Source organism: Streptomyces sp. NPDC002092, assembly GCF_053593775.1.
Genome location: NZ_JBSFDG010000016.1, coordinates 197,197 through 209,338, shown reverse-complemented (window position 1 = coordinate 209,338; position 12,142 = coordinate 197,197). Strand labels below are relative to the sequence as shown.

The window sequence follows — 12,142 nt, the reverse complement described above, 5'->3', positions numbered from 1 at the left end:
CGATGCCGGGCTCATGGCGTGAACCCGCCGCAACCCAATCCACCAGCACGGAGTCAGGAAGATGACAAAACGCGCCTCGGTCGTGTCCGCGAGCCCGCCCAGCAGACGCAGCAAGTACACCCTTGCGCCGCTCGTCCTCATCGCGGCCAATGTCGTGCTCTTCGCGCTGTTCTTCGTCTGGCCGGCGGTGATCGGGCTCGTCTACTCCTTCACGAACTACACCGGTGTGGGTGCGTTCCAGTTCATCGGACTGGACAACTACCACAACCTGTTCGGGGACTCCACGTTCTACGACGCGCTGACCCGGACGCTCCTGTACACCGTGCTCTTCGTACCGCTGAACTTCGCGCTCTCACTGCTCGCCGCCAACCTGGTGGTGAACAAGCACGCCAAGGGCACATCGGTCGCGCGTGTCATCTTCTTCATCCCGTGGCTGCTGTCGCCCATCGTCGTGGGTGTCCTGTGGCGCTGGCTGTTCGGCGAGAACTTCGGCCTGGTCAACTACGTCATCGAGAAGCTCGGCGGAAGTGCCGTTCCGTGGCAGTCGGATGCGGACCTGTCGCTGCTCGTGGTGGTGATGGCGGCGTCCTGGATGTGGACCGGTTTCACGATGCTGCTGTTCATCGCGGCGATCAAGAACGTACCGGTGTCGTACTACGAGGCGGCATCGCTCGACGGTGCCGGACCATGGCGCCAGTTCGTCAGCATCACGCTGCCGAGCATCGCACCGACCTCCTTCATCGTCATCCTGCTCAACACGATCAACGCGATGAAGGAATACCCGGTGTTCGTCTCCCTCAACAACGGCGGACCCGGAACGTCGAACAACCTCCTTGTCCAGTACATCTACCAGACCGGCTTCCAACGGGGCCAGATCGGCTACGCGAGCGCCGCGTCGTTCGTGCTCATGCTCATCCTGATGGCCGTCGCGATCATCCAGCTGATCGTCAACCGGCGGGTGGAGAACCGATGACAACCACAGACATGCCCCGCAAGGTCGACGCCGGTCCCGGACGGACTGTTTCCAAGAAGCGGACCCGCGGCGCGGCGAGCGGCGGGATCCGGCAGGCGGTGTCCGCGACGACCCTGCTGTGGATCCTCGCGTGCCTCTACGGGCTGCCGGTGCTGTGGTTCATCCTCAGCTCCCTCAAGCCGGCCAGCGACCTGTTCTCCTATCCGCTGACGCTGGTTCCGCACCACCCCACCCTCTCGGGCTACCTGACGGCTTGGCGCAGTGCCAACTTCTCCCAGTTCTTCATCAACACGACCATCGTGTGTGTGATCACGACGATCCTCACGGTGGGAGTGAGCTGCTGCACCGGGTATGCGCTGGCCAAGTACGACAACAGATGGCTGAAGGCGTTCTTCCTCTGCATCCTGGCCACCACGATGCTGCCGGGCGAGGTCATGCTGGCCCCGGAGTTCCTGGTGGTGCGCAACCTCGGCCTCTACAACTCGTTCGCCGGCATCATCTTCCCGGCCGTGCTCACCGCGACCGGCTGCTTCATGTTCCGCCAGTTCTTCCTGACCGTTCCCGACGAGCTCGTGGAAGCCGCCCGCATCGACGGCGCCCGCGAACTGTCGATCTTCCTGCGGATCATGGTGCCGCTCTCCCGGCCCATCATGCTGACCCTCGCCATCCTGTCCTTCCAGTGGCGGTGGAACGACTACATCTGGCCGCTGCTGATGCTCAACGACCCCAACAAGTTCACCGTGCAGATCGGCATCCAGAGCATCGTCGGCGCCCAGAACATCAACTGGTCGGTCCTGCTCGGCGCCTCGGTCATCTCCATGATCCCCCTGATCGTGATCTTCCTGGTCTTCCAGCGCTACGTCATGGGCGCCGACATCAACGCCGGACTGAAGGACTGACCTTGCCCAGCCCGCTCGACCACGAGTTCGTCCGCGCGGTGGCGCTCGCCGCCGACGGGCCGGCCGCCCCGCTGGCGGCCGGCCCGTCGGCGGAAGTCATCGGGCCGCACCGCACCCTTGCAAGGCGGGTGAAGACCCTGGTCGCGGCGTACCGCTCGCCGGAGTCGGCCCTGCACGGCAGCGAGCGGGCCGTCGCCGCCGCGCTGACCCACCTCCGTGCCCTGCGGTCCATGCAGACGGCCTCCGGCCTCTTCGCGGGCGGCGACAACGTGCAGTCGCCGCCGGACTCCGCGTTCACCGTCAACGATGTGTGCGACGCGCACGTCCTCGCCGCAGGCGCAGGGCCGGAACTGGCCGACGTCACGGCGGCGCTCGCCGACATCGCGGGCGGCGCCACCGGCCCGCTCCTGACCGGCGGGGTGCACACCCCGAACCACCGCTGGGAGCTGTCCGCGGCGCTGGCCCGGCTGCACCGCTCGTTCCCGGACGACCGGCTGCTCGCCCGTGTCGAGGAGTGGCTCGCCGAGGGCATCGACATCGACACGGACGGCCTGTACTCGGAACGCAGCGCCGTCTACGCGTCCATCGTCACCAACCCGTCGCTGCTGTTGCTGGCCGAGGTGCTCGGGCGCAGCGACCTGCTGGACGCCGTCGAACGCAACCTCGCCACGACCCTGGACCTGATCAGGCCGGACGGCACGGTGGAGACCGTCCACTCGCGCCGCCAGGACCAGACGCAGTCGTTCGCGCTGTGGCCCTACCTGCCGCACTACCGGCTGCTCGCGATCCGCACCGGCCGGGGCGACTTCGCCCGCGCGGCCCGCCTGGCGGCCGCCGACGGCATCAACGACCCCGACCTGCTCGCCCAGACCCTCCTCACCCCGGATCTGTGCCGCGCCCTGCCGGCCCCGGACGCGGAGAAGCTCCCGCGCGACCGGTACCTCCGCACCGCACGCCTCGCCGCACACGTCTCCGCCACCGCGCACACCGTGGTGTACGGCGGCTCCGACGTGCCCCAGCACCAGCGCATCCGCTCGGGCCTCGCCTGCAACCCCACCCTCCTGCGCCTGTTCGCCGGAGACGCCGTCCTCGACGCGGTCCGCCTCTCGCGGGGGTTCTTCGACCTGGGCCCGTTCCGCGCCGCCGACATGCAACAGCTCGCCGACAACCGGTACCGGCTCACCCAAACCCTCACCACCGCCTACTACCAGCCGCTCCCGGAGGACCGAAGGCGCGACGACGGCGCCTACCGTCTCGTGGACGAGGGCCGCTTCTCCGCGGCGATGGCCTTCCCCGACCGCCCTCAGGACGAGGTCTCCCACACGACCCGAGTCGAGGTCGACCTGCGGGAGGACGGGGCCGACCTGCGGATCGACATCAGCGGCCCATCGGTGCCCTGGGCCCTCGAACTGACCTTCCGGCCGGGCGGCGAGCCGCAGGGCGCCGTACCGCTCGGCGACGGACGCTGGTGCCTGACGACCGAGCCGTTGGCCTACCGTGTCGGCGACGACGAGATCCGGGTCGAGGCCGCCGTCGAGACGGGTGAACCGCTCGCCGGACCGGACCGGAGCGACGTGCTGCGCTACGACCCGGGGCAGGACTACACCGTGGTCGGCGGCACCGACGCGACGACCGGGAACCGCGTCTACCTCGGCGGACACGGGCCGCAGACACTGACCCTCACACTGCGCGCCACATCTCAGGCATGAAGGGCTGATCTCCTTGCACCTCCCACGCCAGCTCGGGCCGCTGCACGACCTGCCGGACACCCCGGAGGCATACGACGCCGTCCTCGCCGACGTCACCGAGCAGGCCCTCGCGCGCCTCACCCCCGAGGGCAACCTCGAACACCCCGACTGCGTCGACGACATCGGCGACACCTCGCTCGGGATCACGTCCCTGCTGGTGCTCGCCCTGCAGCGCACCAAGGACCCGAGACTGCCCGGGGCGGTGCACCGCAGCCTCGCCTTCCACCTGAACGAGCGCGTCTACACCGAGGACAACCCCGGCTACCCGAATCTGCGGATCCGCAACTCCGGCTTGCCGTACGCCCGTTACGTCCTGGAGGCGGGCGCCCATCCCATCGGCGACTGGCCGAGCACGGTGTGGGCGCTGCTCCAGGCGGTCGACATCCTCGACGCGCCGGACGGACTGGTCGACGCCGGCCAGCGGGCCCAACTGCTCGACGTGGCACGGGGTTACTGGCGCTGGCTGACCGAGGCGACCTTCTTCAACCCGCAGGAGGCCGGAAACCAGGCCATCGGCTGCGTGGTCGGCGGCCTGATGCTGGCACGCCATCTCCCGCCGCAGGAAGGGGAGTCGGTCCGCGCCCGGGCGATCGGCCTCTACACCGAGAAGATCCGCGCGCACCGGGTGCCCGACCGGGGCGCCCTGCTGCCTCCCGAGCACGGCGGCGCCTACGACAACAACTACGGCCCGATCTCCCTCTCCTTCCTCGCCCAGGCCCACCGGGTCAGCGGCGAGGAGATCTTCGCCGAGGACGGCGACGCACTCGCCCGCTACATCGACGCCCGCCTCACCGGCGGCGGCTTCGACAACGGCGGTCCCCGCTACAGCGAGCAGCACTCCGGCTTCGAGTCGGTCCTCGGCCTGCGCTACTTCAGCCGCCGTATCGGTTCCGACCTGGGCCGCTACCGCGGCGACACCCGCTGGGGGCGGCACGCGGCAGCGCCCGACGGCGGCGTCGACGGGCACTTCGCCTGGATGCTGGTCTGGCAGATCCAGGACCCCACCCGCTGGCACCGCACGCCCTCGACCGAGCCCGTGCGCCACCAGCTGCGGGCGGGCACCGTCTCGGTGGCCTTCGACGACCGTATGACCCCGTCGGTGGTCGAGGCGGGCGGCACCTACTACCTGCCGGCGGCCGTGAACCGCCAGCACGGCTTCGGCCCGGTGCTGGACGGATTCGTGTTCTGCCGTCCCATGGGCGAAGTCCGGGTCAGGGACGTGCGCGCCGACGGTCTGGCGGCGAAGCTGGTCACCAAGCCGGTGGTCGGCCGCGACCACGTCCTGCGGCACGTGCGGTCCCTGTACGTCACCGACGGCACGAGCCTGTGGACGACGGTCGCCGTGGAGCGCCTGCCCTCAGAGCCGTATCTGCTCGCCGGACTGCCCTACGCGGCCGACGACGGCGACCGGGTGCGCCGGACGGCAGAGGGCGCGGTGGCGTCGGCGGGCACGCTCCGGCTGACCCATCCGCAGGCGCAGGGCGCGGAGCACTTCGACGCCCGCGCGGAACTCACCCAGGAACAGGCGGCGTTCGCGCTCGCCGCCGATCCGCGCGGCTACGGCAACCCCGACGAGGGCTGGCGCCACCTGGTGAGCTCCACCGCCCTGGAGGCGGGCCCGGTTCCGGGCGCACCGGACGACCTGCATGTGTTCGCCGTACGGTACGGCTCCGCGGCGCCGCTCACGGTGGCCGTCGAACGGGACGGGGACGGGCTGCGCATCGGAACCTCCGCCTTCACCGCGGTGATCGGCGCCGACGACGAACGGGGAGAGCCGCAGCTGACGCTCCGCGCCGTCAGCTCTTGAGCGCGAGTTCACCCACCGGCACCACCAGGTCCGCCCGGTCGCGGGTCGCGGCGACCAGCTCCGCATTGCGCTGGTCGCTGCGCAGCACCCACTCCAGCGCCTCCTCATGTCCCTTGCCGAACTCCTCGTGCCGGGCGATCAGCCGGCGGAGGCGTTCTTCTTCGTCCAGTTCGCAGAACCACACCTCGTCGAGCCGGCCGCGCACGCGGGGCCAGGCCCCCGTCTCAAGCAGCAGGTAGTTGCCCTCGGTCACCACCAGCCGGGCCGTCGGCGGCACCGGTACGGCGCCCGCAATGGGCTGCTCCAGCACCCGCTCGAACCCCGGCGCGTACACCACGTCTCCTTCTTCGCTCTCGCGCAGGCGCCCCAGCAGCGCCGCATACCCGGCCGCGTCGAAGGTGTCGGGCGCTCCCTTGCGGTCCCGGCGGCCCAGCCGCTCCAGCTCGACATCGGCGAGGTGGAAGCCGTCCATGGGGACGTGCGCGACCCAGGGCTCCCCGGCGCCGTTCAGCTCCCGTACGAGGTTCTCGGCGAGCGTCGTCTTGCCGGCGCCGGGGCTGCCGGAAATGCCCAGGAGCGCGCGCCGGCCGGGGCGGACGAGGGTGCGGGCACGAGTGAGGAGGTCGTCGAAAGTCAGCGGCACACAGCAGAGTGTGTCACCCGGCCGGCGGCGATGATTTCCGGCCGGACGGGGAGTCGTATCCCCACAGGCCGACACAGGTCCGTACGGGAAAGGAGCGTGCCGTGCCCGACGACGCGGCGCAGATCCGCGCACTGATCACGAAGTGGGCCGAGGCCGTTCACCGGGGCGACCTCGACGGCGTCCTCGCGGACCACACCGAGGACATCGTGATGTACGACGTCCCGCCGCCGCACGAGGGCCTCCACGGCCTCGCCGCCTACCGCGCGACCTGGCCGCCGTTCTTCGAGTGGCAGGCGCAGGGCGCCTGCTTCGACATCGAGTCCCTGGACGTCACGGCCGGCACCGATGTCGCCTACGCGCACGCGCTGCTGCGCTGCGGCACACCCGAGGAGCTGGCCGAACGACCCGCCGTCCGGCTGCGGTTGACGCTCGGCCTGCGCAAGGAGGGCGGCCGCTGGCTGGTCGCACACGAGCACCACTCGTTCCCGCACGACTGACCGCTGTGGCGTGCGCCACAAGCTGGATGTCCCCGAACGGGGGAACCGGACCCCTATGACGCAGCTCGGTCCTCCCCTCGGTCTCCCCGAAGCCATCCAGGCCTGCCTCTTCGACCTCGACGGGGTCGTGACCCGGACGGCCGTCGTGCACGCCGCCGCCTGGAAGGAGACTTTCGACGCTTTCCTGCGCGAGCGGGACGGCGAGCAGTTCCGGCCCTTCGACGCCACGGCCGACTACGACGAGTACGTCGACGGGCGCCCCCGCGCCGACGGCGTCCGCACCTTCCTCGCCTCCCGGGGCATCGAACTGCCCGAGGGATCCCCCGACGACCCGCCCGACAAGGCGACCGTCCACGGCCTCGGCAACCGCAAGAACGTCCTGCTCCTGGAGCGGATCCGCACCCAGGGCGTCGAGGCATACGAGGGCACCCTGCGCTACATCGAGGCCGTACGAGCCCATGGTCTGCGCACCGCGATCGTCTCCTCCAGCGCCAACACCCGTGACGTGCTGCGCTCGATCCACGCCGAGGGCCTCTTCGAGGTCCGCATCGACGGTGTCGTGGCGGCCGAGCGGAAACTGCCCGGCAAACCGCGCCCCGACACCTTCCTCGAGGCCGCCCGTGACCTCGGGATCGAGCCGTCGCGCGCGGCCGTCTTCGAGGACGCCCTCGCCGGCATGGACGCCGGCCGGTCCGGCCACTTCGGGTACGTCGTCGGCGTCGACCGCGTGGGACAGACCGACGCGCTGTACGCCCACGGCGCGGACGTGGTCGTGAAGGACCTCGCCGAACTGGGAGGCCGGGCGTGATCACCCACCGGTCGTACACCGTCGAACCCTGGGCCGTGCGCGAGACGGAGCTGGGCCTCGACGTCCTGGCGCAGAGCGAGTCCGTCTTCGCGCTGTCCAACGGCCACGTCGGCTGGCGCGGCAACCTCGACGAGGGCGAACCGCACGGCCTGCCCGGCTCCTATCTCGGCGGCGTCCACGAACTGCACCCGCTGCCCTACGCGGAGGCCGGCTACGGCTACCCGGAGTCCGGCCAGACCGTCATCAACGTCACCAACGGCAAGGTCCTGCGCCTGCTGGTCGACGACGAGCCCTTCGACCTGCGCTACGGCCGCCTCGTCTCCCACGAGCGCACCCTCGACCTGCGCAGGGGAGTGCTGGAGCGGGTCTGCGAGTGGGTCTCGCCGGCCGGTACGACGATCCGCGTCCGCTCGACCCGGCTCGTCTCGCTGTCCCAGCGGGCGATCGCCGCCGTAGCCTATGAGGTCGAGGCCGTCGGCACGCGCACGCGTGTGGTCGTCCAGTCGGAGCTCGTCGCCAACGAGCAACTGCCCGAGCGCAGGGGCGACCCACGGGCGGCCGTGGCCCTGCAGTCGCCCCTGGAGGCGGAGGAGGCCTTCGCCGAGGGATCCCGGCTGCGCCTCGTGCACCGCACCCGGCGCACCGGCCAGCGCGTCGCCGTGGGCGCCGACCACGTCGTGACCGGTCCGGACGGGACCACCACCGGCAGCGAGAGCAACGAGGACGTCGCCCGCCTCACCGTCACCTCCGTCCTCGAACCGGGCGAGCGGCTGCGGGTGGAGAAGCTCGTCGCCCACGGCTGGTCCGCCACCCGCTCCAAACCGGCGATGAGTGACCAGGTCGACGCGGCCCTCGCGGCCGCCGCGGTGGGCGGCTGGGCGGGCCTCGTGGAGGAACAGCGCGCGTATCTCGACGACTTCTGGGCGCGCGCCGACGTCGAGGTCGACGGCGACGAGGAGATCCAGCAGGCCGTCCGCTTCGCCCTCTTCCACGTGCTGCAGGCCGGCGCCCGCGCCGAACAGCGCGCGATCCCCGCCAAGGGCCTGACCGGCTCCGGCTACGACGGCCACGCCTTCTGGGACACCGAGGCCTTCGTGCTGCCCCTGCTCACCTACACCGCGCCCGAGGCCGTGGCCGAGGCGCTGCGCTGGCGGCACAGCACCCTGCCCGCCGCCCGGGAACGCGCCGCCCAGCTCGGCCTGAACGGCGCCGCGTTCCCCTGGCGCACCATCGAGGGCTCGGAAGGCTCGGCGTACTGGCCGGCCGGCACCGCCGCCTTCCATGTGAACGCCGCCGTCGCCGACGCCGTCGTGCGGTACACGGCGGCCAGCGGGGACGAGCAGTTCGAGCGGGACGCCGGGATCGAGCTGCTGGTGGAGACGGCCCGGCTGTGGCGCTCGCTGGGGCACCACGACCACGAAGGCGCCTTCCACATCGACGGCGTCACCGGGCCTGACGAGTACAGCGCGGTCGCCGACGACAACACGTACACCAACCTCATGGCGCGCGCGAACCTGCTGGCGGCCGCGGACGCCTGCAAGCGGCACCCGGAGCGGGCCGCGCGGCTGGGTGTCGACGACGAGGAGAGCGCGGCCTGGCGGGACGCCGCAGAGGCCATGCACATCCCGTACAACCACGAACTCGGCGTGCACGAGCAGCACGCCGGCTTCACCCGCTACCAGCGCTGGGACTTCGACCGCACACGGCCGGACCAGTACCCGCTGATGCTGCACTTCCCCTATTTCGACCTCTACCGCAAACAGGTCGTCAAACAGGCCGACCTGGTGCTCGCGATGTACACCTGCGGCAGCCACTTCGACGACGAGCACATAGCCCGCAACTTCGCCTACTACGAGCCCCTCACCGTCCGGGACTCCTCGCTGTCGGCGAGCGTCCAGGCCGTGATCGCCGCCCAGGCCGGCCATCTGGACCTCGCCTACGCGTACACGGCCGAGTCGGCGCTGATGGATCTTGCGGACCTGCAGCACAACACGCGTGACGGGTTGCACATCGCGTCCCTCGCCGGCACCTGGACGGCCCTGGTGGCCGGTTTCGGCGGACTGCGCCGCGACGGCGACACGCTGCGCTTCGCCCCGCGGCTGCCCGAGCGGTTCAGCCGCCTGGCCTTCTCCCTCCAGCTCCTCGGCCGCCGCCTGCGCGTGGAGGTCGGCCCCGACAAGGCCACGTACACCCTGCTGTCCGGCCCGCCCCTGACCATCCGCCATCACGAAACCCCCGTGACCCTGGACGACGACGGCCCCGTCGTCCGAGCAACCCCCCAACTCCCGTCCCGCCCGGCCCCGCAACAGCCACCGCACCGCAGCCCGCGCTAGGGCGTCGGGCGTTCGCCCGCATGCCGGGCGGCAGGTGGTCGGCGCGGCCGTCTCGCCCCGATACACCAGCTGCGCCTCGGCCGGCACCGGCGACGACGCCAACTCCACGGCGGACGTCCGGCGGGACCGGACGCCCGCTCCGGGCCCCCGCCGCTTCGGCACGATGCACCTGTTCGTGGCCCCGGCGGTTACTGCGGAAACCGGGACGGCGTTTCCCGGGGCCCCGGTTCAGGTAGGAGTCGGGTGTCCGGCCGACGAGAAGGGGGAGTGGCATGACAGTGAGCGACACCGGTGGCCGGCTGGGGGAGGAGTTCTTCACTCCGGGAACCGCGTCCTTCAGCGAGTTCCTGGCCGCCCACCGCCCCGAACTGCTGCCCACCCGGCCGCCGTTCCCCGATGGCGTCCGCGCCGAGCCCGGCCGGTTCCCGCACGGCACCACCGTGCTGGCACTCGCCTACCGTGACGGTGTGCTGATCGCCGGCGACCGCCGCGCCACGATGGGCAACCTCATCGCCCAGCGCGATTTGGAGAAGGTGCACCCCGCGGACGACCACACCGCCGTGGCCTTCGCCGGCTCCGTCGGACTGGCCCTGGACATGGTGAAGCTGTACCAGGTCGAGCTGACGCACTTCGAGAAGATCGAGGGCATCCCGATGACCCTCAACGCCAAGGCGAGGCGCCTGGCCGGGATGATCCGGCAGAACCTCGGCCAGGCCATGCAGGGCCTCGCCGTCGTACCGCTTCTGACCGGCTACGACGAGGCGGCCCCGGACGGCGAGAAGGGCCGCATCTTCAGCTTCGACGTCGCCGGCGGCCTGTACGAGAAGACGGACTTCCACGCCGAGGGCTCCGGATCGCCGTACGCCCGGGGCGCGCTCAAGAAGCTGTTCCGCAAGGGCATGGACCGGCGGGAGGCGGCCCTGGCCGCCCTGCAGGCGCTCTACGACGCGGCCGACGACGACTCCGCGACCGGCGGCCCGGACATCAACCGCCGTATCTTCCCCATCATTTCGGTGATCACCGAGGAGGGCTTCGAGCGGCTGCCGGAGTCCGAGACGGAGGCGCTGAGCCGCGAGATGGTCGAGCACCGCCGCAGCCGCCCGGACGGGCCGACCGCCACTCCCTGAGCACGGGCCCCGCACGATCGTCTTTCCCCTTCCATGGGGAAGAGCTGCCGCGACCTTTGCTGCACATGTTTTGCAAGTACGGGAGGATGGCATATGGCTGCGGACCGCAGCCGCTGTGCACCCGAAGGAAGACCTCCCCGTATGACGGCCGCACCCGACACCGCTCCGCCGCTCCCCGCCAGGGCCTCCGCCTGGCACCGTGTCCGCACCTCGATGACACGGGAGGAGTGGACCAGGATCGGCGGGATGGCCGCCTTCGTCCTCGCCCTGCACCTCGTCGGCTGGTTCACGCTCGTCGGCATCGTCGCCCCCGAGCACTACAGCGTCGGCAAGCAGTCCTTCGGTGTCGGCATCGGCGTCACCGCCTACACGCTCGGCATGCGGCACGCCTTCGACGCGGACCACATCGCCGCGATCGACAACACCACCCGCAAACTGATGGGCGAGGGGCAGCGGCCTCTGTCCGTCGGCTTCTGGTTCTCGCTCGGGCACTCCAGCGTCGTCTTCGCCCTGGCGCTGCTGCTCTCCTTCGGCGTCAAGGCCGTGGCCGGACCGGTCCGTGACGACCACTCACGGCTGCACGACATCACCGGCCTCATCGGCACGACCGTCTCCGGGACCTTCCTCTACCTCATCGCGATCATCAACCTCGTGATCATGGCGGGAATCTGGAAGGTCTTCCGCCGGATGCGCTCCGGTGACTTCGACGAGGCGGCCCTGGAGGAGCAGCTGGGCAACCGCGGCTTCATGAACCGCCTGCTGGGCCGCGTGATGAGGTCGGTCACCAAGCCCTGGCACATGTACCCGCTCGGCCTGCTCTTCGGCCTCGGCTTCGACACCGCCACCGAGATAGCGCTGCTCGTGCTGGCCGGCTCCGGCGCCGCCTCGGGACTGCCCTGGTACGCGATCCTGTGCCTGCCCGTCCTGTTCGCCGCCGGCATGTCGCTCCTCGACACCATCGACGGCTCGTTCATGAACTTCGCCTACGACTGGGCGTTCTCCAAACCGGTCCGCAAGGTCTACTACAACCTCACCATCACCGGCCTCTCGGTCGCCGTCGCCCTGCTCATCGGCACCGTCGAACTCCTCGGCCTGCTCGCCCAGAAGCTCGATCTGCACGGCGCGTTCTGGGACTGGATCGCCGGCCTCGACCTCAACACCGTCGGCTTCGCCATCGTCGGCCTGTTCCTCGCCACCTGGATCGCGGCCCTGCTGGTGTGGAAGCTGGGCCGCATCGAGGAGAAGTGGACGGCGGGCCTGTCCCGGCCCGCGCAGCAGCCCGCGGACTAGACCCGCCGTCCGTTCAG

10 protein-coding genes are annotated in these 12,142 nt (G+C 70.7%); 9 read left to right on the top strand and 1 reads right to left on the bottom strand.

The features are described 5' to 3' along the window. Positions 1-61 precede the first annotated feature (61 nt). Genes ACWCRD_RS33230 through ACWCRD_RS33215 form a run of 4 tightly spaced genes read left to right on the top strand, consistent with a single transcriptional unit; the run spans position 62 to position 5,427 of the window. Positions 62-973, top strand: coding sequence for a carbohydrate ABC transporter permease (locus tag ACWCRD_RS33230; RefSeq protein ID WP_450969446.1), 912 nt, complete (start codon positions 62-64; stop codon positions 971-973). Next, entirely contained in the window at positions 970-1,872 is a 903-nt protein-coding gene (locus tag ACWCRD_RS33225) for a carbohydrate ABC transporter permease (RefSeq protein ID WP_030937935.1), read from the top strand. Before ACWCRD_RS33230 ends, ACWCRD_RS33225 begins: the two co-directional genes overlap by 4 nt. A 2-nt stretch (positions 1,873-1,874) precedes the next feature. Beyond that, positions 1,875-3,581 carry a hypothetical protein gene (locus ACWCRD_RS33220; RefSeq protein ID WP_450969445.1) on the top strand — a complete coding sequence of 569 codons (1,707 nt, stop codon included), beginning with the start codon at positions 1,875-1,877 and terminating at the stop codon, positions 3,579-3,581. A gap of 13 nt (positions 3,582-3,594) precedes the next feature. Further along, a complete protein-coding gene (locus ACWCRD_RS33215) occupies positions 3,595-5,427 on the top strand; it encodes a hypothetical protein (RefSeq protein WP_450969444.1) in 1,833 nt (610 codons plus the stop codon). On the opposite strand, the gene ACWCRD_RS33210 is transcribed toward ACWCRD_RS33215, so the two are convergent. Then, on the bottom strand, positions 5,417-6,070 hold the full coding sequence (locus tag ACWCRD_RS33210; RefSeq protein ID WP_450969443.1) for a nucleoside/nucleotide kinase family protein: 654 nt from the start codon (positions 6,068-6,070) through the stop codon (positions 5,417-5,419). The two genes, ACWCRD_RS33215 and ACWCRD_RS33210, sit on opposite strands and share 11 nt — an antisense overlap. Before the next feature lie 101 nt (positions 6,071-6,171). Here ACWCRD_RS33210 and ACWCRD_RS33205 point away from each other — a divergent pair, with 101 nt between their 5' ends. The 5 genes from ACWCRD_RS33205 (at position 6,172) to ACWCRD_RS33185 (ending at position 12,125) form a co-directional block, all read left to right on the top strand. Further along, positions 6,172-6,567: a YybH family protein gene (locus ACWCRD_RS33205; RefSeq protein WP_450969442.1), complete on the top strand. Its 396-nt coding sequence runs from the start codon at positions 6,172-6,174 to the stop codon at positions 6,565-6,567. A 55-nt stretch (positions 6,568-6,622) separates the two neighbouring features. Then, positions 6,623-7,375 (top strand): HAD family hydrolase, encoded by a 753-nt coding sequence (locus ACWCRD_RS33200; protein WP_450969441.1) that lies wholly within the window; start codon positions 6,623-6,625, stop codon positions 7,373-7,375. Beyond that, the gene (locus ACWCRD_RS33195) at positions 7,372-9,708 is read left to right on the top strand and encodes a glycoside hydrolase family 65 protein (RefSeq protein ID WP_450969440.1); all 2,337 of its coding nucleotides are present in this window, start codon (positions 7,372-7,374) and stop codon (positions 9,706-9,708) included. Before ACWCRD_RS33200 ends, ACWCRD_RS33195 begins: the two co-directional genes overlap by 4 nt. Before the next feature lie 272 nt (positions 9,709-9,980). Continuing rightward, entirely contained in the window at positions 9,981-10,835 is an 855-nt protein-coding gene (gene prcB, locus ACWCRD_RS33190; RefSeq protein WP_450969439.1) for a proteasome subunit beta, read from the top strand. Between the two features lie 141 nt (positions 10,836-10,976). Further along, positions 10,977-12,125: a HoxN/HupN/NixA family nickel/cobalt transporter gene (locus ACWCRD_RS33185; protein WP_450969438.1), complete on the top strand. Its 1,149-nt coding sequence runs from the start codon at positions 10,977-10,979 to the stop codon at positions 12,123-12,125. Positions 12,126-12,142 lie beyond the last annotated feature (17 nt).